The 22,104-nt window shown below is 35.4% G+C and carries 23 protein-coding genes and 1 pseudogene; 10 read left to right on the top strand and 14 right to left on the bottom strand.

The features are described 5' to 3' along the window. Positions 1-120: 120 nt before the first annotated feature. The 9 genes from virB5 to VXQ92_RS14210 all read right to left on the bottom strand — a co-directional run bounded on the left by virB5 (position 121) and on the right by VXQ92_RS14210 (position 8,945). Positions 121-819, bottom strand: coding sequence for a P-type DNA transfer protein VirB5 (virB5, locus tag VXQ92_RS14170; RefSeq protein ID WP_163172833.1), 699 nt, complete (start codon positions 817-819; stop codon positions 121-123). 11 nt (positions 820-830) lie between these two features. Continuing rightward, positions 831-1,856 (bottom strand): type IV secretion system protein, encoded by a 1,026-nt coding sequence (locus VXQ92_RS14175; RefSeq protein ID WP_163172835.1) that lies wholly within the window; start codon positions 1,854-1,856, stop codon positions 831-833. A 23-nt stretch (positions 1,857-1,879) separates the two neighbouring features. Further along, positions 1,880-2,215 carry a hypothetical protein gene (locus VXQ92_RS14180; RefSeq protein WP_416682229.1) on the bottom strand — a complete coding sequence of 112 codons (336 nt, stop codon included), beginning with the start codon at positions 2,213-2,215 and terminating at the stop codon, positions 1,880-1,882. A gap of 2 nt (positions 2,216-2,217) precedes the next feature. Continuing rightward, on the bottom strand, positions 2,218-4,680 hold the full coding sequence (locus VXQ92_RS14185; protein ID WP_163172839.1) for a VirB4 family type IV secretion/conjugal transfer ATPase: 2,463 nt from the start codon (positions 4,678-4,680) through the stop codon (positions 2,218-2,220). A gap of 7 nt (positions 4,681-4,687) precedes the next feature. Then, positions 4,688-5,014, bottom strand: coding sequence for a type IV secretion system protein VirB3 (locus VXQ92_RS14190; RefSeq protein ID WP_163172841.1), 327 nt, complete (start codon positions 5,012-5,014; stop codon positions 4,688-4,690). Further along, positions 5,014-5,319: a TrbC/VirB2 family protein gene (locus VXQ92_RS14195; protein WP_163172843.1), complete on the bottom strand. Its 306-nt coding sequence runs from the start codon at positions 5,317-5,319 to the stop codon at positions 5,014-5,016. Before VXQ92_RS14195 ends, VXQ92_RS14190 begins: the two co-directional genes overlap by 1 nt. A 134-nt stretch (positions 5,320-5,453) precedes the next feature. Next, a complete protein-coding gene (locus VXQ92_RS14200; RefSeq protein ID WP_416682230.1) occupies positions 5,454-6,131 on the bottom strand; it encodes a lytic transglycosylase domain-containing protein in 678 nt (225 codons plus the stop codon). Then, a complete protein-coding gene (gene topA, locus VXQ92_RS14205) occupies positions 6,131-8,383 on the bottom strand; it encodes a type I DNA topoisomerase (RefSeq protein WP_163172848.1) in 2,253 nt (750 codons plus the stop codon). Before topA ends, VXQ92_RS14200 begins: the two co-directional genes overlap by 1 nt. Positions 8,384-8,666: 283 nt before the next feature. Further along, positions 8,667-8,945, bottom strand: coding sequence for a hypothetical protein (locus VXQ92_RS14210; protein ID WP_004644772.1), 279 nt, complete (start codon positions 8,943-8,945; stop codon positions 8,667-8,669). A 464-nt stretch (positions 8,946-9,409) separates the two neighbouring features. Here VXQ92_RS14210 and VXQ92_RS14215 point away from each other — a divergent pair, with 464 nt between their 5' ends. Further along, complete coding sequence (locus VXQ92_RS14215; RefSeq protein WP_004644773.1) at positions 9,410-9,655, top strand: hypothetical protein; 246 nt, start codon at positions 9,410-9,412, stop codon at positions 9,653-9,655. Positions 9,656-9,680: 25 nt separating this feature from the next. Here the strand turns inward: VXQ92_RS14215 and VXQ92_RS14220 are convergent, their stop codons facing one another. Then, complete coding sequence (locus VXQ92_RS14220; protein ID WP_004644774.1) at positions 9,681-10,001, bottom strand: hypothetical protein; 321 nt, start codon at positions 9,999-10,001, stop codon at positions 9,681-9,683. 11 nt (positions 10,002-10,012) lie between these two features. Beyond that, positions 10,013-10,285, bottom strand: coding sequence for a hypothetical protein (locus tag VXQ92_RS14225; RefSeq protein WP_004644775.1), 273 nt, complete (start codon positions 10,283-10,285; stop codon positions 10,013-10,015). Positions 10,286-11,472: 1,187 nt separating this feature from the next. Here VXQ92_RS14225 and VXQ92_RS14230 point away from each other — a divergent pair. From VXQ92_RS14230 to VXQ92_RS14270, 9 genes are all read left to right on the top strand, one after another. Continuing rightward, the gene (locus VXQ92_RS14230) at positions 11,473-12,663 is read left to right on the top strand and encodes a replication initiation protein (RefSeq protein WP_004644776.1); all 1,191 of its coding nucleotides are present in this window, start codon (positions 11,473-11,475) and stop codon (positions 12,661-12,663) included. Positions 12,664-13,372: 709 nt separating this feature from the next. Next, complete coding sequence (locus VXQ92_RS14235) at positions 13,373-13,837, top strand: hypothetical protein (RefSeq protein ID WP_416682232.1); 465 nt, start codon at positions 13,373-13,375, stop codon at positions 13,835-13,837. Positions 13,838-14,180: 343 nt separating this feature from the next. Continuing rightward, a complete protein-coding gene (locus VXQ92_RS14240) occupies positions 14,181-14,699 on the top strand; it encodes a molecular chaperone DnaJ (protein WP_163172852.1) in 519 nt (172 codons plus the stop codon). Between the two features lie 126 nt (positions 14,700-14,825). Continuing rightward, positions 14,826-15,101, top strand: coding sequence for a hypothetical protein (locus tag VXQ92_RS14245; protein ID WP_016807023.1), 276 nt, complete (start codon positions 14,826-14,828; stop codon positions 15,099-15,101). 362 nt (positions 15,102-15,463) lie between these two features. Then, positions 15,464-15,844 carry a DUF6573 family protein gene (locus tag VXQ92_RS14250; RefSeq protein ID WP_004644781.1) on the top strand — a complete coding sequence of 127 codons (381 nt, stop codon included), beginning with the start codon at positions 15,464-15,466 and terminating at the stop codon, positions 15,842-15,844. Positions 15,845-15,997: 153 nt separating this feature from the next. After that, a complete protein-coding gene (locus VXQ92_RS14255) occupies positions 15,998-16,774 on the top strand; it encodes a ParA family protein (protein ID WP_163172854.1) in 777 nt (258 codons plus the stop codon). Positions 16,775-16,777: 3 nt separating this feature from the next. After that, positions 16,778-17,815, top strand: a complete 1,038-nt coding sequence (locus VXQ92_RS14260) for a ParB/RepB/Spo0J family partition protein (protein ID WP_004644783.1) — start codon at positions 16,778-16,780, stop codon at positions 17,813-17,815. 240 nt (positions 17,816-18,055) lie between these two features. Next, positions 18,056-18,724, top strand: a complete 669-nt coding sequence (locus tag VXQ92_RS14265; protein ID WP_004644784.1) for a plasmid mobilization protein — start codon at positions 18,056-18,058, stop codon at positions 18,722-18,724. Next, positions 18,724-19,797: a relaxase/mobilization nuclease domain-containing protein gene (locus tag VXQ92_RS14270; RefSeq protein WP_163172856.1), complete on the top strand. Its 1,074-nt coding sequence runs from the start codon at positions 18,724-18,726 to the stop codon at positions 19,795-19,797. Before VXQ92_RS14265 ends, VXQ92_RS14270 begins: the two co-directional genes overlap by 1 nt. A 35-nt stretch (positions 19,798-19,832) precedes the next feature. Here VXQ92_RS14270 and VXQ92_RS14275 read toward each other — a convergent pair whose 3' ends face one another. The 3 genes and pseudogenes from VXQ92_RS14275 to VXQ92_RS14285 form a co-directional block, all read right to left on the bottom strand. Then, positions 19,833-20,768: a hypothetical protein gene (locus tag VXQ92_RS14275; RefSeq protein ID WP_163172859.1), complete on the bottom strand. Its 936-nt coding sequence runs from the start codon at positions 20,766-20,768 to the stop codon at positions 19,833-19,835. A 69-nt stretch (positions 20,769-20,837) separates the two neighbouring features. Further along, a complete protein-coding gene (locus VXQ92_RS14280; RefSeq protein WP_004644788.1) occupies positions 20,838-21,176 on the bottom strand; it encodes a DUF192 domain-containing protein in 339 nt (112 codons plus the stop codon). A 116-nt stretch (positions 21,177-21,292) separates the two neighbouring features. Next, positions 21,293-21,996: pseudogene (locus tag VXQ92_RS14285) on the bottom strand (DUF4113 domain-containing protein); the annotation flags it as partial. Positions 21,997-22,104 lie beyond the last annotated feature (108 nt).

Raw genomic sequence — 22,104 nt, forward strand, 5'->3', positions numbered from 1 at the left:
GCCAAAAAATATAAAAACCGTAAACCAAAATAATATATTTTGGTTATATTGATTCAATATATTCATAAAAATTGCAAAAAAAATACCCATTTCAAAAGAAATGGGCTTTTGTTTAAAAGTTTAGTTACCAGTATAACCGTCAAGAATGTTGCCTTTTTGGGCAGCACGTTTTAAACGGCCTTCAATTTCAAGCTGTTGTGCTGCATCTTTTTGCGCTTGCGCTTGCGCTTGCATCAAAGCAATTCGATTTGCATCATTAGCAACTTGTGACTGTTCCGCTTGAATCCTAGCCTGTAACTCAGCGATAGCTTTAGCATCAGTAGTGTTATTGATCTGTTTACGCAGATTATCAATTTGCTCAGTACGCAGATCCGCAACACCTAACGCTTGCTGATTTAAAGCCTGTGTTTGTGCATTGTTATTTAATGCAGCTTGACAGGTTTTATAGTTCTGGCCAGTTCTAGAAGCACAGTCATAAACCATTGTGGCATCACGAATGTTTCTAGCTGCTGAAGTCATACCATTGACACCGCCTTGTTGGATACCTTTATAAATTTCAGCAACATCACTTGGAATCACGTCTTTAAGATATGGATTATTGACAGCATCACCGAAACCACGAATACCAGTAATGGAATCATATTGCTGTTTTGCCTGTTGGATTTGGTTCACCATCTGATTGTATTGCTCACCCCAAGCCACCATATTTTGAACAGCTTGAGCAAGGTTAGCACCGTCAATGACAGGAATACCTGCTTTGGCTTGACCGCTAATAAACAAAGATGAACCTAAACCCAAAGCTAACAATTGTTTTTTCATTAGAAAAATTCCTATTTGTTTCTTTTGAGGTTAGAGAGAGTATGTCGTTGATATAACGGCTTAGATCCTCCTGTATTCGAGCTATTAGAATTATTAGAGCTGCTAGAATTCCCTTGAACACTTCCCCCAGTGGTAGAAGTAGATGAAGCACTGTCAGATTTTGAATTATTACCGCCACTACCTTTAGTAATAGCTTGAGCTACAGCACGACCAACACCTTGAACACCCGCCCCACCTGTAATAGCTGAAGCCATCGTTGGAATATTCCACATGATCACTACAATAGTTCCCGCAACAATACAGAGGGAAACTACAGAAGTAAGAATGTCACCCGAATCAAAGTTATTAGCGATTTGCGTACACATGCCTGAAACGAAGGCAAAGAGCATACTGATAATTGCTGTGATAAAGCCTATGGTGAAAACATAGCTCAAAGTTTGGGAAAGCCAACTTTCAAAATATTTTTGTGTAGCAGGAAACATTGCACATAGAATGAATATGGGACCGACCCCTAAACATAGTTGCAGACTGATTTTTGCAAGCAGATATAGACCAGTGCCAATAAAGAACAATAAGAATTGAGCAACAGAAACAACAGCAGCAGATAAATACAAACCAATATCAGGAAAAACACCAGAAGCAGATTGAGCTTCCTCACCTAATTTTTGGATTAATTCACCCCACGGCACACTCACTTGATCCAGTAAAGCACCCAGCGAAGTTTCACCGCCTGGACTAACAATCTGAATTAATCCGATAGCTAATCCGTTAATAGCTTCAACAACAAAGGATTGATAGACTCCCGCACTTAAAGCAATTCCACCAACAAAAGCGATCTTAAAAAACTTCCATAAAGCGGTATAAATAGAATCTTCTTGTGCACCAGTCGCAATATTGTAGCCAATGATCAGGATATAAATTGTTGCAGCAGTCAAAGCTATAGGAACAATTGCAGAAGCGATATTACTACTAACACCTGTCACGTAACTTGCTAATAGAGAATCAATTTTTGTTTCTAATGTAGTAATAATTGCCATTGCAATCCCCTATGAATCCTTAATTATTTTGAATCTGGGTTATATCCATCAAGAATATTTCCAGATCCTTTTTTGGTTTCTGGTTTTACTGGTTTTACTGGTTTTACTGGTTTTACTGGTTTTACTGGTTTTTGAGGTGCAGAAGGATCATATTCATCAAGAATATTGCCCTTTTGGGATGCTCTAGCCTTGCGCTGCTTCAGTTCTTCTTGCTGTTCAGCAGTTAAGTCTTGAGGTTTTAATTGTTGTGCAGCCTTCACTTCTTCTTTTAACTGCTTAACCTGTTCCTTATCATCAGAACATGCAGTTGTTAAAGTAGAAATAACCAACAAACTAGATAGTGCTAAAAACTTAGTCATGACTAAGCAACTCCTTTTTCTGAAATTAATTTTTTACGTTCTGCGATCCGTTGTAAGAAAAGTTCGCCCCAATCGTTAGGATCTTCACCAACTTCATTCATGAGATTTTCGAGAAGTTCTACATTGTCCTTAGAGCCTGAAATAATCTGTAAAACGTCACGCATTTCGCCTAGATCCATTTTGCAGAGTGCGGAACGGCTACCCTGCTTAACTAAGAACATGCGTGAGTTTTCTTCTAGCTCTTTAATAATTTCAAATTCTTGCGGAGTGACCTTAAAGCCGTTTACATAGTCATCGTAATCAGCACGAGGATTAGGTAAAAAGATTTGAGTAACGCTTTGTTCAACCATTGTTTTACCAATGTCAGAATCTAAAACGTCACTTGGGGACTGCGTCATAAAGACACCTAGACCATTCAATTTACGTATAGTTTTCTGCTTATCTTTGGCAAAATCTTTGAAATATTCATCTGTTAATGGCTTCCAAAACTCGTCCATCCAATAAATAAACGGACTACCATCAATCAATGAATCTGTGATGTGTAATAGATAGGCCATGATTGGTGTACGGACTTCTGGATCATCTAAAAATTCCGTGTAGTCATAACCAAAGATTGGCATTTTGGCTTTAGAAAAGTCTTGAGTATCGTATGGATTATCAAAGACCCAAGATAAATTTCCGTCATGATCAGCAGTGTTACACCATTTAGCTAAACGATCCTGAAGCGAATCACCCCCGCCATTTACTTTCAGATTCATATATAAAGCTGAAAGTCTGCGGAGTTCTAACGGTATATCATCACGCATAATGGTACGAACAGCCTGACTGATTTCCAGATCTTCAGCAGCATTACGAACGCCACCTACCAGAATTTTTACAAGCTTTTCTACAAACTGAATATTTGTTTCAGTCGGTGGTAGCTGCAACGGATTAAAGCCAGTTGGTACACCACGCTCTAAGGCATAGTATTGACCCCCAATCCGTCTAATCCCAATTTCTGCGCCCCTATCTTTATCAAAGAAAACACCCTTCAGATTTTTATACTTACAAGCAAACATCATCATGGCCATGACTAGGGTTGTTTTACCCACACCAGTTGTTCCAATGACACACGTATTACCTGGCATCTTGTCATCTGTAGAATCTTGCTTATCTGGGCTAACATGATGATTAAAGTAAAATGGTTGGCCACTTGGAGTTTTAAATAAAGCTAGTGCTTCACCCCAAGGATTGCCGTCACGCTTACCTCTTGCGAAGTTATGAAAAGGGCTTAAAGCAGAAAAATTTAGGCTTGTGAGATATGCTTCTCTTGGACGCATATTAAAGTTACCCGCTAATTGCGAGAACCATGCACATTCAGGAACAGTATCAATTACAGCCATTTTGAACCCTGCTTCATCTGATAAAGCAGTTCTGGCAGTCGAAACATTAAGAGCAACTTGATTTGGTGAATCGCCAAAAATCGCAAGTGTATAGTGATATTCGCCTAACTGGAAATTCCCGCTATTGGCTTCACTCATAGCCAGATCAATATCACGAATCTCTTGATCTGAAACGTCCTCTACAGAATTTAGTTGGCCTTTAATTGTTTTTAATTTATCTACAGCATCACGCTTTCCATAAACCGTGAAACTTTGAGTTTCAATGTATTCATAGTTTCCATACAGGATGGAATTACACATTCCTGATTCTGATAAACGTGGAAATTCTTGAATATCCAGAAAGCCTACATATTTTTGAGCTTCAGGATGTTTGATCTGTAAATAGCCATTTTTGTCACCAAAGAACAAGCGACTACTTGGAATATATTGATCAAGATTAGCCTGTCTTAAAGGGATTTCTTCCCAAACTCCATTAGTTAAGAAACCAAGCAGATTACACATTCCGGAGTAGACAAAACCTTTCTTGGTATAGGTCGCCAGACGTTCTGGATTGTAGTGATATAAACTTGCTTCAACCTGTTTGGCTACATCATCCAAAATATCGAGATCCCGCTTAATCTGCTTTTTCAGGGCTACTGGATCACGACTAGCTTTACTCTTAAAAATCTTTGTTAATCTGGAAATTTCAGGACGATAAAGAATTGTTAAATACAATTCAGTAGCCATCTGTTTATTCTTTTCACCCTGAAACTGCTGATAATATCTTTCATTAAAATCAGCAATAAAATCATTTTCATAAACGCCATTTAGACGTTCATTAACTCCCCTACGAATCTTATGCGTCCAAACAGCAAAGTGACCGCCACCTAAAGCACGATAAAAATTATTTAATCCTTCTTTACGGATTCTAATAATATCGGCTTCAACTGTTTCAAACGAAATGCCTTCTAATTTCCATGTAGCAATGTATTCACCATTTTTAAGCTTAATAACATTGTTGGAAACATGATTACCAAACGGCAGATAGTCTGAAATTGCGACTTCAGCATTTGCGCTATCTTTAACTTGCTGTTTTGAACGCATGATATTGTTATTTCCTTTTCTTTAATTTAAGTGGCGAAAATGAGATTGCTCCCCATTTTTGATGGTTCTGGATCTGTTTCCCTCTTATGCGCCACCGCATCAATACTTGCTTTAATCGTTGGTCATCTACTTTTGTTATTGCCCGCATCCAGAAGTAAATAGGCACATAAATAGCTGTTATAAATAAAGTCACATAGGCACTAAGTAGATAAAAAGACCAACCCGCTAAAAGAATTGCTACCCCCGTCACCAACAAAAAAGGCAACATTGGAACGCCAAAAAGCATGGCAGGACGAGTGCAACCCCTGAAAATTGGATCAGAAAAATTCGACATTAGTTAATCAGCCAAGCAGCGATACCCGCAGCACCACCCACCAAAATTCCACCGATAACGATGTTAGAAATGTCTGCCCATTTAGCTTGTTGCCAAGCCATTTTGATACCTGCCCACATGATAACGATAGTAAATATAGTTATAGACACACCCGCCAAGACCGCCTGAACATTAGACATAACCGTATTAACTTTTGAGATTTGAGCAAAGGCAGGGCTTGAGATTAACGTCATGAACAACATCAATACGCTTGCTTTGATACCAGTCGTTTTAGTCGTTGTTATTTGCGTTTGATTTGCTTTCATTATTTTCTCCAAGTGAAGCAATTAAAACCTAGCGCATTAATCACCAATGACGATATTCTCGGGAAATCAAATACTGTCCATTGGTACTAATTTTTTAATATATTACACTAAGTTTTAAACTTTTTGAAAATATTTTAAAATATCATAGAATTTTTATAACTTTTTTCTTTTTCTTTAAAGCCTGTGCCATTGGTTAAAAAAAATGAAGGCCTTTTTTCCACTACTGGAAGGCTTTGAAGTTCGGTATTTTCTGTATATCCATTGGAGTTAGGCATATCTGCATTAGCAGCAAAATATGCAAGCTGTTCAGAGCTATTCATAGGAGGTGCGGGAGGATTGAATTTTACAGGCATGGTATTAGTTGAACCATTAGCAAAATAGTTCAAATTCTTTGATACTTTCGCTACATACCCATTTCTAAATCCTGATGAATGGTTGCCAGTGTTATAGCAAGACATAGCTTTATAAATATCTTTGCCTTTTGCCCTATTTCGGCAGTCATTAAAGATAAATTGCATTGCGCTTAGATTAGTGCAGGGATCAAAAACTTGCTCGACACTAAGATTTAGTCTTTTGAAATTAGCACTATTAATTTGAGCAAAACCAACATCAATATTTCGTCCCTGGCTAATTAATCTTTTGGCCACAGATACAGCTTCTTCATAGCTAGTCGGCTGTTTTTTAAGACCTGCGGCACGATTAACCCCTATCGCAAAAGGATTAAATGAGGATTCAGATTTAACAATTGCAGACGCAATATTTACATCAACTTGTGGCGCACATTGTTGTGCCAAAACTACGAAATCAATCATTACTTTTTCACCTCAAATTTTGGCTTACCTTTTTGATCTGGATAAGTAGCGGAGCACCCATTTTTATAGTTGGTACATCCCCAAAAATAGCCATTTGCCCCATTGATCCGTCTTAAATCACTGGCACATTGAGGACATGAATAGACTTCAAGAAGTGGCTTTTTATTAACTTCAGGCAAAAAGACTTTGCAATCTGTTTCCCGATTAGGACAGAACCAGATCGGATCTTTACCTTCTTTTTTGGATCTGAATAATGACGTTGAGCATTTAGGGCAAGGATATTTAATTTTCTCTACTGGCTGACCTTTCTTGTCATCCATCGAGTGCTTACATTCCTGATCATTGCAGATCCAGAAATATTCTTTAGTTTGCGAATTTTGGAATTTATTTAAGCGACCTGTTTTACACTTAGGGCATGAATGAATAACTTTTTCGACTGGTTTACCCTTGTCGTCATCCATCGAGTGCTTACAGTCCTCACTGCTACAAATCCAAAAAAATTGATTGGTTTTAGTATTCTTAAATTTTTTTAACTGGCTCTTACACTTTGGACAAGGTATTGCGTTTATAGCTGTCAGTTTTGAAGCTGTACTTAGCTCTTGAGCAAGTTGAGTGTATAAGGCAGAAACAACCGAATTATATGAAGTTTCACCAGATGCAATTTTATCTAGCTGCAACTCCATCTCTTTTGAATAGTGCAGATCCAGAAAGCTAAACTTAGCTTTTAACAGACTACCAATTAGATCATTCCCTAATTTAGTGGGTTTTAAGACTTTCTTTTCTACCTCTAAAAAGCCCTTATTCAGAATATTGGCCATGATTGATGAATAAGTAGAGGGGCGACCAATCCCGCAGCTTTCCAATTTTTTAATTAGTGAAGCTTCTGTATAGCGTTTTGGTGGCTTGGTTTGTTTTGCAATAACTTCACCGCTTTTAACATCAACTACAGAACCAACTTCTAAGACCGGCACCACGCCTGAAGGCTCGTTTTCATCTTCATTCAGGCAGTCTTGCCCAAAAACCATCCACCCTTTTTTTATTAACTCACGGCTTTTAGCATGGAACTTATATTTTCCATCTTCAGACAGTAATTCCAAAGTAACGGCTTTATATTCAGCTTTGGCCAATTGACTTGAAATAGTACGTTCCCAAATCAATTGATATAAAGCTTTTTGTTCTGGTGAATTTCCTAGATCTTTATCAGTTATGTGAACAGGTCGGATTGCTTCATGTGCATTTTGCGCCCCATCTTTTTCCTTAAACTTATTAGGCTTTTCAGGTAAAGAAAATTGATGTTCATTAGCATAAGCAAAGATTTCTTCTACACTTTCATCAGCTATATTTAGGCCGTCAGTCCGAATGTAAGTAATTGCCCCCTGTTCAAATAATGCCTGTGCTGCTTTGGTCGTTTGTTGAGGGCTAAAGCCTAAAGCTACACTAGCAGCTTGTAAAAGTAGGGCTGTAGAGAACGGAGAAGGAGCATTTGAATACTCTGTTTTTTCAGTGCAGTTTAAAACTTTAACTTTCTTAGTTTTTGCAACTTCTTCAGCTAAGGAACGATCTAAAATATAAGGCTGATCCTCAGTTACAAAATCCGTTGTAACCCATTGCGAGATCCATTTTTTAGGCTCTTTATCAAAACTCAAATTAACGCCAAAGTGGTTAGTAACTTTGAATTTCTGGATTTCGATTTCTCTAAGGACAACGATTAAAACAGCAGGAGATTGTACCCGCCCCGCAGATGAAGTCTGCCCCATAAGATTAGATGCAATAGGGGAAACTAGATAGCCCACCAGACGATCTAAAGCCCTACGTGCTTCTTGAGCATATACAAGCTGATAATCTAAACCACGCCCATTATTAATGGCTTCTCTAATAGCTTTTTCTGAAATCTCATTAAATTCTATTCGTTCAAATTGACCATCTTCCAGACCTAAACATTCTTTTAAATGCCATGAAATAGCTTCACCTTCCCTGTCTGGATCGGTAGCTAAATAAATCTTGTCTGCTTTATTCAAAAAGGCTCTTATTTTTTCAATACGTTTTTCGCCACCGTCAAAAGTTCTGTCATTAACTTTAGCATCAGGAATAAATGAATATTCCATTGCAAAATCATTGGCTATATCAATACCTAAGCCTTTTCTTGGTAGATCCCGAACATGGCCAACACTGGCCACAACTTTAAAATTAGATCCTAAATAACTTCCAATTTTTGAACATTTGTTAGGAGATTCAACGATTACAAGATTCATGGGTTATTTCCAAATTGTGAAATTTAGGAAACTCGAAAGCCCACAAAGAAAAGATGAATATAAGAAAGCAACTACTTGAAATTTAGTGAAATCTACAAGGATTTCTAAAAGCAGTGCATCTTGTGGCATGAAGCACACAAGATAAACACATGAAATAACTAGAAAAAATTTTAAAAAATTTCCATATTTATTTAAACTTATAGCCATTTTCTTAAATCCAGTCTTAGAGCTTTAAAGTATACTATCCAAAATATATCATATTGGAAATGGCTTTTGTATTTTTTTACTTGATTCTTATTATTTTTACTTCTTCTGTATAAATTTTTTCTTTCAAGAAATCATTAAGCCTAGTCAGATCCTTAAAGATCCTAGCTTTATCTTTTTCTCGTCTTGTTGTTAAAGTCCAAACCTTTTGGCCTGACCATGCCAGTTTGGCTGTAATAAAAAATCCACCCTCAAATTCATTAATAATTAACTCTTTAATAAATTCTTGTTTATTAGATTCCTCAAGCACCACCTCTGAAATAGAAAAATCAGGATCAATATTTATAAAATCAGTCATCCATAAAACCTTTTAAAACACCCGTAACAAAGGTGCATTATCATCAATTTAGGTAATCTTGGTAAAGTTTTTTTAAAGAATTTAAATAAATTTAAATATTTTAGCTAAAATCTGTTTTAGTCATGACTAAAAACCTCGATGCCTGGATAAAAGCTGCAGCGTTTATCCAGGCATCTATATTACCTATCTAATCCAGACCCCTAAAGGTATCTCAGAGCAAAGTGTCTATTTTGCGAACTGGTGCAATATGTTAATTTCCCCTCCCTGATTACTGTTGCAAGGGGCAAGCGAAGCCGACAAAATCTGTGATTTTGTCGAGCTGACCGCAGTACCGCAACTACTCCCATCTGTTCCAGTAGCGGGATATACAAAGCCATCCCGCAGGGTGGCGAACAGATAAAGTAGTAAATTATTTGAAAAGGACTTAATATCCACCTGTGGACATTCATTAAATAGGATAAGTTATGACTGAAGAAACAGAAACAGCACAAAAGGTAGTAGATCGTAGAAAAAGATATAGAAAAAAGGCTTCAACCAAAACTCCACTTTCAGTTTATTTCAATATGGATGTTCCTGAAGATGTTGAAGCACTGGAAGCCTTGGAATACTTAAAAGATATTTATGGCGGGGAAAAACAAGGAAAAAGTGTAGCCGTCAAAGAAGTTTTGAGAATTTTTTATAAACAATTACAAGAAAAAAAGCCTGATTAAATCAGGCTTTTTTTCTTGCAAAAACTTAGGACTTTTTCACTGTAGTAACTAACTTGTCATCTACATAAAGATAAACTCTTTTATTATTTGTATAAGATGAAATTTTAGGTTGCCCTTCTCCACCTCCAACAGATCCGTCTTGATTACTGCTAACGAAAGAACAATGAGGAAAGCCTTTACCTTTAGCCAAATCTTTTTTTACGTCACGAATTGTAGACTGACATTCAGAAATATTAAGACCGCCAGCAAAGCACATAAAAGCACGACAGCCATAATTTTCGTCTTTAGCTGCAACTAAGGCAGAAGCACTAGCTAAGGTTAAACCTAAAATAAATTTTTTATACACAAGTAGTCGCTCTATTTAAATGAGTTTTCCAGTACGAATAACTTGCCTTCAAAGTTTAGAGATATTGTTTTGGCATTACTGCACATTGAACAAATCTCTTGAATCAAGAAGGGTAAATTCCGTGTGAATCGAATTTTTCCTGATGCGGTATGAATAACATGATCAACATTATTTACTTTTACAGTCACGAAATATTGGAACTGTTCATTCATACCAATTTCAACACCATAGTTATTGGCATTGAAGTCATCGACTGTTTTCAAGTCATTCATGGTTAAAGCCATTTCTGCAAGATTCCTAGTTTTTTGAAAGTGAAGTGCGGATTCTTACAAAATATAATTAATTTAAAAATGTAACTGAAGTGTTACTGTGTGTAAAAGACACAAAAACACCAATTATTTTTAAACAATTTTAATATATATGAAAAGGTTTTAAACTTTAACAAAAAAGTTAAAACTTTTGTAAAAAGTTTGTATATATCAAAACTTATATTTTTTTAGATCCCTTCCCTTTTTTGTCATGTAAATATCACTTTAATAATCTTCTAAACATTTCTAAAAACTTTTTAAAAAAACTAGAATCAGATTTAAAAAGAGTTTAATTAAAGTTTAGGAGTGTTTAGAACAGTTTAAGAGCATTAATTTCTGTTTGTAAAACATAAGCTTATAGGTTCATAACTATACGTTTTGTCGCTACAACTATACGTTTTGTCGCTACAACTATACATTTTGTCGCTATAACTATACGTTTTGTCGCTATAACTATACGTTTTGTCACATACCTATACGTTTTGTCGCAGATAATCCACAGATTTATCAACAGCATACAAAAAATAGCTAAATTTTGCTTAAAAATCAGTAATTAATTAGGCTTTTAACTCTAACTTATTATATTTTTGCGTATTTTTTAGCCTTAACCTATTTTGTACTCCCAAAACTATACGTTTTGTCGCAACTTCCGCGCATAACTATACGTTTTGTCGCAAACCTGCAATTATGCTTACTGAATACGATTATATATATTTTTCAGGAATTAACTAGATTCTTATATATATAATAAATCATTGTTTTATATAGATAATTAAATTTAAGAGCTATTTTTATTGTTTGGGGTAAAAGAAGAAATTTGTATAGGCTTAAAACCATAACTATACGTTTTGTCGCAGCCTAAGTATATGATATGTAATAATTTTATTTAAATATCTAAAATTGATTATTTTTTATCAGGTATTTGTTTTAAAAATAGCCATACGTTTTGTCGCATCGTAAGTAATTGAAATAAAACAAAATAGATAATAATAAAATATATTTATTTTTTTTATACTACTATAGGGTTATAGAGGTATTTAAAAGACTTTTTATATTTTTTATCTTAAAAAACAATAGATTAAAAAGTTATTAAATAACTATACTTGATAAAGATACTTGTATAGTTATAATGATCTTAATAGATATAATGGATTTACAAAATAATGCAGAAAATTATTGGTTCACAAGGTTTAGAGGACTATACCCAATCTAATACAAGGGCAAAATTGACCGATTTAGTTGTGACCCGCAATGATTTCCCTACAGCCAGATATAGCATTGATCTCAATCTTGAGAAGCTTATGTACTGTGCAATGATCATCGTTAGAAAGAATGAGCTAAAAAATAATACCTCAATTACTCATGACGATTTTATTTATGTGAGCAGCGAAAACTTTGGAGAATTGACTTCTCCAATGGCCAGAAAGGAAGTACTTACAACAACAGATAAACGTGAAATTCAGAGAAATGCGGAAACCGCTTTAAAACGTATTTATACAAAATTTGATAACCCAACAATGTTGGTTAAAGATGGTTTATCTGATGAACCTGCTAAAGTTCCGATGATGACTTATTGCCATTATGACAAAGTAAGTAAATGTATAAAGGTCAGATTTGCAAAAGAATTTTTTGAGTATTTTTATGACTTAGTTAAAAAAGTAGATGAAAAAACTAAATCATTTAGTAGCCATGAACTGAAGCATATTATCTTATTTAATTCGAGCTATTCCCTTCGCTTGTATCGGATCTTAATGAGCTATATGTGGCGCACATCAGAGGTCACTATTGATCTGGAAGAATTAAGATGGATGCTTGAATGTGAGGATAAATATAAAGAGCTGGCCAATTTTAAAAGCCGTGTTTTAAATGTGGCTCAAGATGAAATTAACGAACTTAGCAATATTAATGTTAAATTTGAGAACGTAAAAAACGGAAAGGAAGTAGTTGCTATTAAGTTTATGTTTAACTTGAAAACTGAATATAAAGAGCAAGGACACCTTAAATTTATAGATAAAATGAAAAAGGGTTATCTGGCTGCTGCGATTCCATTTAGTGATGATGGATCACACTTTAAAGCACCTGATCGGATTAAGCATTTCAAACCACCAGTAAAGGTATCTCCGAAACAAATTAGCACCTTAGTAAATTGCGAAGAATTTTTACTAGATTATGGATATTTCTTAGGTAATTTAGACGAGGATACTTCTAAAGTAATCATGCGAACTCTATTAACTGAAAAGTTAGATAAGCTTAATGCACATAAGCCAATAGATATGGACTATTACTTCTGGTTACAGGCAAAACGAGGGATTATTACTAGTAGCAATAATGATAAGAAGGACGATCAGGATTAATATCTAAAAAGCATACCCTCCATATTGTCTTAAACAGACTCCGCTAATTTAAGACAATATGGAGGTTTAATTTAAAACCTTCAAAAATTCTTATTAATCTATATAAAAAGTATCTTTTCTATTCGCATTCAAATAGTAAAATTTAATAATTAGCTGATTGATACCTTAGTCATGACTAAATATTTGCATTTAGCCTAAGTGGAATATTTTGCCATCTTTTTAGAATATTAATTTACCCCCATATAATAAAAACAATAACTTAATGTTTCCCAAGATTTGGCCAAACCTGTAATATTTTGCTAATAAATCCAGTCTGATAAGTCTTTAAGAATTTAGTTTTTGCCTTACTTATCCCTACATTTTTTATTTTTCTATGCTATCTGGTCGCTACCCTCCGGAATAGCTTTGTATATACCGCTACTGGAACAAATGGGAGCAGTTGCGGTGCTGCGGTCAGCTCGACAAAATCACAGATTTTGTCGTCTTCGCTTGCCCCTTGCAACGGTAATCAGGGAAGAGAAAATTTAACTGATTGCTTCAGTTCGCAAAGTAGACACTTTGCTCTGATATACCTTCTAGGGATCTTAACTAAACATTGTTATATTTCTTAGTCATGACTAAGCTATTGCTTGAATGTCCACAGGTGGACTGATATAATGATTTTTATCAGGATGCATCGGGCGACCTGAAATAAAACAGGTATTTAGTTATGAATCAGGATTTAGTTTTAATATATACATTAAAGAAATCTGAAGTTGAATCAGTCCATTTTTTTGGCTACTTAGACAATCTTAATGAACAATATGTTTGCTGTCTTACTAAAAAGAATGTAGGTCAATTAATACTAGAATTACAAAACAGTTATGGAGAAAGCTTTGCTGCTGCTTCAGTTATAACTGAAAAAGATTTCTTTCAGAAAGAGAATAACTATTTAGAACCGATTGAAATTTCACTAACTGAATATGATGAAATGTTTAATATTCTTCCCCCTGCCCGCACGTATGGAGGTTTTAACTTTGAAATGTTCATGCTACCTGAACAGTTGGGAGGTGGGCTATTCTCACACTTTTTAGTGACCTTTGAGCCATACACTAAAAAACGCCTTAAAGCATATAGAGTGACAGCTTATAGGAATGATCCATTCCATATAATTTTTAATTCTTGTCCAATTTAAAAGAGATCCCCGAAAAGGGGATTTTTTTATAATTTCTTAGTCATGACTAAGGGAAAAAGATTTTTCATCTTGTGTGTTTTAAGCTCATTTTAGCGTGTTGGTGAGTTTGATGTGGAGTAGCCAGAAATAAGATGAAAAAAGGCTATCAGCAGCCTAAGAAACGTAAATATAAGCATTAGAAAAGTAGACCAGACAGAATGCTTAACTAATTATTTTTTATAAATTTATATCATTTAAAAAAATTAGTCATGACTAAGTTTTTGCTTGAATGTCCACAGGTGGACTGATATAATGATTTTATCAGGACGCATTGGGCGACCTGAAATAAAACAGGTATTTAAACATGAAACATTTTTCATCAGTTACATCATTAGACGAGTTAAAACTTCAGTACAAAAAACTAGCTTTCAAAAATCATCCTGATCGTGGCGGTAAAACCGAAGTTATGCAGGAGATTAATAGCGAATATGAACAGCTTTTAAATCGTATTATTAATGAAGCATCAAAAGATCAGTATCAAGATAGTTCCGAAAATGGGCGTGGTTTCTGGTCAAGCCGTTCAGAACACTCTGAAGTTGAGAAAAAAGTAAAACAGGCTATTGATGCAATTATTAATCTGGATGGTTTAGATATTGAAATTATTGGCGTTTGGGTTTGGGTTTCTGGTGATACTAAGCAGCACAAAGACAAATTAAAAGAAGCGGGTTTTGTCTGGAATCGAGTGCAATGTAAATGGGTTTTCATTGGTAAAAAATCAAATGGTCGAGGCAGAATGACCTTAGATCAAATGCGAGATTTACACGGCAGCCAGAAAGTTAAAAAAACCAGAATGGCAGAAGATAAAAAACTTTTGACTGCTTAAAGGAGAAGTCCCCGAAAGGGGGCTTTTTTTTAATATTCTTAGTCATGACTAAACTTTTTCTTGAATGTCCACAGGTGGACTGATATAATGTTTTTCATCAGGACGCATCGGGCGATCTGAAATAAAATGGGTATTAATATGCGAGCTTCAATAGTTGCAATCTTTACAAACTATCCTACAGGTAAACTGATTCATTTTTGCAGTCATAAGGTTTTAACTGGATCAAATAATAATATTTGGTTTCCAATATTTGATGAAAAAACACTATTCCAAGAAATTGAAAAAATCATGATTAATTGCCGAGTAGCTCAAAATGTTACTCATATTGAAAGAATCAGAAGGGGAGATAATGAAAATGGTTACTTTGAAGATTACAGAATTACTTATAACTTAGCCGATTAAGCTAGACCTCCCACAATGGGAGGTTTTTTTTAGTGGCGATTTTTTTGGTTTTTAGCTGGCCAAAAAAACATAAAAAATTGTCTATCTGTTCTGCTTTATATACGCTTATTTTGGCCTGTTTAGGATGGTGCTGGGATAACCTAGCTTTATATATAAAAAAGGCTGTCAGTAGACCAAGAATCGCAAATAAGAGCATTTGAAAAGCGGTTTAGTCAGGTATCAAAACGGATATTTTTCTACTCAATTTTCCCTATAAAAAAATTAGTCATGACTAAGTTTTTGCTTGAATGTCCACAGGTGGACTGATATAATGATTTTATCAGGACGCATCGGGCGACCTGAAATAAAACAGGTTAAAAATCATGGAACAATACATTTCAGTTTACACACGTCAGCAAGCCATTGAAGATGGTTTTTTAGTCGCAATCAATTCTATTAGTCCTAAATTAGATGGACTGGCAAAAGAACATTATAAGCATCCTATATGCTTCACTTCTGCGCTTTGGGCGGTAGTTGATAAGGCTGTAAAAAATGAAAAATGGCTTAATGACTTAGAGGGCGTTATTCATGACATTTTATGGATGAGCCGAGCATATAAGACACACCTAAGCCCAAGTGCGGTACGTTTTAATGTAATTATCACAGGCGCAGGTCGCAAGAGAAATCATATTTTAGAATTGCACGTACATGGTGGAGATCAAGCAGAGCCAGTTATAACAATAGGTTATCCTGAAGATTTTTAATTTACGTCCTCCCTTTATGGGAGGATTTTTTTATGATAAAAAACTTAGTCATGACTAAGAAAATGCTTGCAATGTCCACAGGTGGACGTTAAAATATACAGCATAAGGACGCAATAGGGCGACCCTTAATAAGCCATTAAACTAGGTGAAACTATGAAAAAAGTTGTTGCTTCAAATCAAAAGGGCGGTGTGGGTAAATCTGCAATCATTTGCCAGTATGCCCACTATTTAAATTCTTTGGGCTTGCGCGTATTAGTCATTGATCTAGACCACCAGAAAAACACTACAAAAGCATTGATTACTGGCGGGGCTGTGACTGTAGCTAATGTATCTGCTTTCGATATACTGACCAAAGAAGATCAAACTATTTCAAATCCTGAAGCCTTTACTTTGGTACAAGCAACACCAGAATTAACAGCTATAGAAAAAAATGGCACTTTGCATAACAACTTTGCCACCAATTACCAGAAGTTTTTAAAATCAGTTGATTCTTTATTTGATGTTTGCCTGATTGATACCAATCCAAATCCCGACATTCGCCAAGTAGCTTCATTAATTGTTAGTGACTATGTTTTAAGTCCAATTCAGTTGAATCAGGAAGCTATTGACGGCATCGGTGGATTACTCAAGCAGATCCAAGCGATTAATCAAAAGCTTAACCCAAATTTAAAATTAATCGGCATCCTTCCGAATATTGTTGAACCCACTCCATTCCAGAAAGACAACCTAAAAGCTATTGTTCAGCATTTTTCAAAGTACCTGATCAAAAACTCTGACGGTAGCTATGCTTTCGTTAAAAAAACGACTGCAATCGCTGAAGCCCAAGCACAAGGAATACCTACAAATAAATTGGGTAAAACTAGCGGTTTTACCGCATGGGCTGAATTAAAAACAGTTTTTGAAAGCATTAACAAGTTTATGGAGATTTAAGGAATGTTAGATTTATCAGCTTTGGAAGGTATTGATCTAGGTAATCCTGCACCAGTAGCAGACGGAACACCTAAACAGATTCCACTTACAGATATTCTTGAAGATCCAGATCAGCCGCGTGTTGAGTTTCCAGAAGATCAGATGCAAAAAATGGTCGAGTCCATCAAGGCTCGTGGAGTTAAAACACCTATTAGTGTTAAACCCCATCCAACAGAACAAGGCAAGTGGATTATCAATTATGGAGCTAGACGTTTTAGAGCTTCAGTGATGGCCGGCAAGGAAGCTATCCCTGCTTTTGTTGATAATGATCATGATGATTATGATCAGGTCATGGAGAATAAAGAACGCCTTAACCATTCACCTATTGAGCTTGCACTTTTCATCCAAAAGAAAATTAAGCAAGGCGAAAAGAAAAACGTAATCGCTAAAAAGTTAAATGAAGATCCTGTTTTTATTTCTACTCACTTAGCTTTAGTAGATATGCCAGAGTGCTTATCTAAGGCTTATGATGCAGGTTTTAAATCTCCAAAGACTTTGTATGACTTACGCAAACTTTGGGAATCATTCCCTGAAGAAGTAAGCGCTTGGGTGGATGAATCTTTAGAGAATGGTCAAGACATTATCAGATCGAGAGTACAGGCTCTATCTAAAAAGTTAAAAGAACCTAAGCAAGCTGAAGCGACTGAAGCAGATCCAGAATCAGAACCACAGGCGCAAGAAAGCCAAGAGCAAACCGCCATTATTGATGATAATGAATCTTTCAATTTTGAGGGGAATGATCAAGCTGAAGCGACTGAAGAACCTGAAGTTAAAAAACTGATGGATCAATCGAACCAGAAAGAGCAGCCAGAAGCTAAAGAAGAAGATCCAGACAAAATCAAAAAACCGCTTTTAGTTGTTATTCATGACGGCCGACAAGCGAACCTGATGCTAAATAAAAAGCCTACTTCTTTGGGTTTTGTATGGATCAAATACGAAGATGGAACAGAGGTATCTGTAGATTGCAGCAGCCTTGAAATCGAGTATTTACAAGAAGCATAAATCTACCAATGGAAAAAAACCTTGCTTATGCAAGGTTTTTTTTTGGCGGGTTATCCCGACTACCTAGCTTTATTACTCTTAGTCATGACTAAGGAAAAAAGAGGGAAAAATGAATAAAAATAATCTATGGCAGGATAGGCAACAGCCGTTAAAAACTTTAATTTGTGACACAAATTAAAGTTATACTATTCTTTCAGAATAGCTATCGAAAATATTACTTTCGATAAAGGTACTGGAATCATGACGAAATCAAACTTGGATCAAGTTTTAAAATTTAGGGTTAGCAATGCCGTTTATGACTGGTGGCAAGCTAAGTGTGAGAAGCAAGGAATCAAGAAAGGTGAGCCTTTCCAGAGGGCTTTAGAAAATGCGTATAAGAAAGAAAATGATCCAGATTATTCAGGACAAGATTTTTCCTTGAATCTTGAAAGGGACTTAGCCGAAAAAATCTATCAGTTAGCTAAGTTTGAAGAAGTAGATCCAAATGACCTGATCAAAAAAATGATCAAGGAAAAGTTATCTGAAATAGAAAAAACGCAAGACGTTATAGATGTATTTGAAAAAACATCACGCAAAGAATTACGGCTTAAACCGAGTTTGATGAAAGCAATTAATGAAAAAGCAGCACAGGTCGGCATGAAACCGAATCAATATATCATTTCGGTTTTAACAGCTAATGTCACAAAAGATTCAATATTCTTTAGCCAGGAAGAAGCTCTTAAACTTGGCGAATCAAATAGTCAGCTTTTGGCGATTGGTAGAAACCTAAACCAAATGGCTAAGAATATGAATCATGGTATTTATGAATCTTACGATAGAGAATTTGTCGAGCGAGTACATCAGCTAGTAAAAGCTCAAGTTAGGCATGTTTTCACTGTATTAGAGCGCAATAAAAAGAGGTGGGAATAATGGCTAACGGAAGCAGTAAGACTACCAGAGAAGTGCAAAGCACCTTGCTTGCTCATGGTGAGCAGCTACTCAATGGATCTAAAGTTAGGCGTGTTAATCAGACCCAAAGTTTAGATACTTTTTTAAATGACCTGTCTAAGCCTAAAAATGGATCTGGCCATTCAGCTAAATCAGCCCCTAAAGCATCTCCAAATGGCGTTAAAGCAACTTTAGATAGAATTAGTAAAAAGACCCCTGAAGTAATGGTCAAGGTTACTGGTGGAGGTAATTCTATGGGGAAGGTGAAAGCCCACATGGGATATATCACACGGAATGGGCAATTAGAGGGAATTGATCAGGACGGAAATAAAGTTAATGGTAAGGATGATATAGAAGATACTGCTGAAGATTGGCAAATGTCAGGTACACCTATTTCTGATGAAGAATCTAAATATAAGCAGGCTTTTAATATTGTGTTATCTATGCCGAAAGGTACGGATGAAAAAGGCGTTTATGATGCTGCAAAAGAATTTGCAGAGGAACATTTTAAAGACCATAAATATATGATGGTGCAGCATACCTTTACCAATGACCCTTCAAAAGATCCAAGTGAAAACCCGCATGTGCATGTTGTTGTTAAAGCTGTTTCTGAAAAAGGGGATCGGTTAAATATTAGGAAGGCTGACCTTCAGGAATGGCGAGAAAGTTTTGCTGAAAAACTAAGATCCAGAGGGATTGAAGCTAATGCGACAAAACGGATAGCTAGGCTGCAAAAAAACAGAAGTGATAAACAGTCAGTTAAACAAATGAAAGAGCAAGGCAAATCGTTTAAGCGATATGGTAAAAATAAGGCCAGTCCAGACCGTGTGCAGAAAGCTAAACAGCAAGAAAAAGAAGCATTGACGCATTACAAGGAAATTACTAAAGCTCTAGCACAGTCACCCGATCTGCAAGATAGGAAACTAGCAGTTGATCTAGTGGACTATTTACGGAAACAGGTAGAAGTGAAAAAAACAACGCCACAGCCACAGATTCAACCTAATAAGCCAGATCCGCAGCAGGGAAAGAGCAAGGGGAAAGAGCAAGATAGATAACAAGGTCAGGCACATTATTGTGCCTTAAATGCCCTTTAAAAATCCTGAATTTTCTGAGCGGGCATACCTAATTTAAACATTCTATTAAGCTCAGAAATTGCATATTTTAAATCTTTTTCAGGCATATCCTTAACATCAAAATATTCAATTTGGCCAAACCTAGCTTTATATAATGCTATTCGTTCTATTCTGTGTCGTTGCATCTGCACCGTTGACGACATAATCCGATCCATTAAATAGAATAAGTAATATGATGTGATTTGCATACTGTCTTTGATCATAAATCCATGATTTCTAGTGGTTTTATAGTCATACAGCGTTTCATTAATACAAATATCTGCATCTATCCCACCTAGTGCAACACGAATATTTGCAGAATATCTAGGATTGTATGTGATCAAACTATCAGGCTTAATAAGTCCATTCTTAATGAATACATTATCAAAATTTTTGACTAGGGAAGATATATCTTCGTAAACCATTTTCTCCGTTGGTTTTAGTATTTCCTTCTTTATTGCTACTGGTAGAAATCCAGATCGCCATAGATTTTCCAATTTAGCCATGAGAATAATTCCACCAATAAAATCTTCACTTATTTCTAAATTGTTTGATCTATTAGCTAGTAAAGAATCTATGTGCTTTTGCATTTTTTTATATAATATCAAAATGCTTTTGTTTTTAGTTTCCTCTAGAAAGCTAGTAATTTGAGGTTGCTCAAATTCTTTAGCACTCAATTCAGTATTCGTGTAGTACGCACAAATTATTTTTGATAAGTAGTCAAATGCTGTACCAACCAAGCCTGAATCATAACTATTTGTTAATTTATATTCACTCATCACTTCATAATTAGTAAAAGGAGGAATACCACTGTAAGTTTTGAAATCTTTTTTTTTGGGTGCGACACTTTTTATAATTTCTTTCACTTCTTTGCACTTAGGATCTGAAGATTTCAGTATCGACATTAAAGACATATTTTATACTTTTTCCAAGCAGTTACTATTCAAGTAATTTTAGGCATACTAAAGACTAAATTGAAAAATCTAAATTTTTAATCTTTCTAATGCAAATTGAATCTTTTCTTTGGGGCAGTACTGCTTTTGGGAAAACTTTTCCATTACAGTTGACCCAATAATTTTTTTATTTGCATTAAAGAAAAATATTTCTAAATCATAAGGTACATTGACCATATTAAAACAGGTATAAATTGGCTTTTTCCATGTGAAAACTAATGGTTTTAATAAAGGATTTTCTTTAAATCCTATTTCTTGATCATGTTCCCTATACAGATAAAGAGCCGTTAATTTTTTTCCATTAAAGTTAAAAGTCTTTAGTTCTTTTTCTTGATCAAAGTAAGGGTTATAAACCTGTTTAAAGGCCATAACAGACACTACTATTAAAAGAGCTATAAACGCTGCATATTTTAATTTCAATTCCTGTTATTCCTTTTAGCCAGGTGGCAAGTTACATGCAAAGAAATTGTCTTAGTCATGACTAATTATTTAACACTCATAAGTTGATCCCATTTAAAGTAATTGGGAGACAGCTTATTACGTGACATATTCCAATTTCTATCAGGTAGCATACTGGCACCTAATCCTATTTTTCTCTTACCAAATTTATTCTGTATATCATCGAGTGAATCCATAAGCTTATTACTTGATTCTATCTTATTCATGTCCGTGAATAGGTCATAAATATGAGTAGCTTTAGGTTCAAGACAAGTGAGGATAACTCCACATTTTTTAAATCCAATATTCTTCTGGTATAGCTGATCAATCATTGAGGTAGCAATTTTAGAAAGTAATAAACTATTGTCTGATGGATCGGGTAAAGCGTAAGACAAAGATTTATTATAAAAAGGCTCAGAACTATCAAATGGATTAGATTGCACAAAACTAATAATACAGCCACATAGTAAATTTTCACTTCTTAGACGGCTTACGGCATCTTGAACATAAAGAGTAATCGCTTCTTTAAGATCGTCACAGCTATAAACTTTCTGGCCAAAGGAACGGCTTGCTATTATTTGTTTTTTTGCTTTAGGACTTTGCTCAATTTCAATGCAAGAGATTCCCTGTAATTCTAATATTGTTCTGTGCATGACTACAGAGAATTGATCTCTAATCATTAAGGGGAAGCACAGACGAAATCTAGAACTGTATTAATGCTTAGGCTATTCAGCTTTTTAGTATGCTTTCGGCACTGTTGCAAATAGAGATTTGAGTCGATGATGAACCGTACCGGGTTTGTCGGAGACTTTTTTATTTAAGTTAGGCCACCTGACCTAACGGGTTAATCTTATCATAG

The sequence above is a fragment of the Acinetobacter sp. 228 genome (assembly GCF_048147885.1).

Excerpts from the sequence above, each read along its gene's own strand:
- virB5 (WP_163172833.1), bottom strand. The coding sequence starts at position 819 with ATGAAAAAACAATTGTTAGCTTTGGGTTTAGGTTCATCTTTGTTTATT.
- VXQ92_RS14175 (WP_163172835.1), bottom strand. The coding sequence starts at position 1,856 with ATGGCAATTATTACTACATTAGAAACAAAAATTGATTCTCTATTAGCA.
- VXQ92_RS14180 (WP_416682229.1), bottom strand. The coding sequence starts at position 2,215 with ATGACTAAGTTTTTAGCACTATCTAGTTTGTTGGTTATTTCTACTTTA.
- VXQ92_RS14185 (WP_163172839.1), bottom strand. The coding sequence starts at position 4,680 with ATGCGTTCAAAACAGCAAGTTAAAGATAGCGCAAATGCTGAAGTCGCA.
- VXQ92_RS14190 (WP_163172841.1), bottom strand. The coding sequence starts at position 5,014 with ATGTCGAATTTTTCTGATCCAATTTTCAGGGGTTGCACTCGTCCTGCC.
- VXQ92_RS14195 (WP_163172843.1), bottom strand. The coding sequence starts at position 5,319 with ATGAAAGCAAATCAAACGCAAATAACAACGACTAAAACGACTGGTATC.
- VXQ92_RS14200 (WP_416682230.1), bottom strand. The coding sequence starts at position 6,131 with ATGATTGATTTCGTAGTTTTGGCACAACAATGTGCGCCACAAGTTGAT.
- topA (WP_163172848.1), bottom strand. The coding sequence starts at position 8,383 with ATGAATCTTGTAATCGTTGAATCTCCTAACAAATGTTCAAAAATTGGA.
- VXQ92_RS14210 (WP_004644772.1), bottom strand. The coding sequence starts at position 8,945 with ATGACTGATTTTATAAATATTGATCCTGATTTTTCTATTTCAGAGGTG.
- VXQ92_RS14215 (WP_004644773.1), top strand. The coding sequence starts at position 9,410 with ATGACTGAAGAAACAGAAACAGCACAAAAGGTAGTAGATCGTAGAAAA.
- VXQ92_RS14225 (WP_004644775.1), bottom strand. The coding sequence starts at position 10,285 with ATGGCTTTAACCATGAATGACTTGAAAACAGTCGATGACTTCAATGCC.
- VXQ92_RS14230 (WP_004644776.1), top strand. The coding sequence starts at position 11,473 with ATGCAGAAAATTATTGGTTCACAAGGTTTAGAGGACTATACCCAATCT.
- VXQ92_RS14235 (WP_416682232.1), top strand. The coding sequence starts at position 13,373 with ATGAATCAGGATTTAGTTTTAATATATACATTAAAGAAATCTGAAGTT.
- VXQ92_RS14240 (WP_163172852.1), top strand. The coding sequence starts at position 14,181 with ATGAAACATTTTTCATCAGTTACATCATTAGACGAGTTAAAACTTCAG.
- VXQ92_RS14245 (WP_016807023.1), top strand. The coding sequence starts at position 14,826 with ATGGGTATTAATATGCGAGCTTCAATAGTTGCAATCTTTACAAACTAT.
- VXQ92_RS14250 (WP_004644781.1), top strand. The coding sequence starts at position 15,464 with ATGGAACAATACATTTCAGTTTACACACGTCAGCAAGCCATTGAAGAT.
- VXQ92_RS14255 (WP_163172854.1), top strand. The coding sequence starts at position 15,998 with ATGAAAAAAGTTGTTGCTTCAAATCAAAAGGGCGGTGTGGGTAAATCT.
- VXQ92_RS14260 (WP_004644783.1), top strand. The coding sequence starts at position 16,778 with ATGTTAGATTTATCAGCTTTGGAAGGTATTGATCTAGGTAATCCTGCA.
- VXQ92_RS14265 (WP_004644784.1), top strand. The coding sequence starts at position 18,056 with ATGACGAAATCAAACTTGGATCAAGTTTTAAAATTTAGGGTTAGCAAT.
- VXQ92_RS14270 (WP_163172856.1), top strand. The coding sequence starts at position 18,724 with ATGGCTAACGGAAGCAGTAAGACTACCAGAGAAGTGCAAAGCACCTTG.
- VXQ92_RS14275 (WP_163172859.1), bottom strand. The coding sequence starts at position 20,768 with ATGTCTTTAATGTCGATACTGAAATCTTCAGATCCTAAGTGCAAAGAA.
- VXQ92_RS14280 (WP_004644788.1), bottom strand. The coding sequence starts at position 21,176 with ATGGCCTTTAAACAGGTTTATAACCCTTACTTTGATCAAGAAAAAGAA.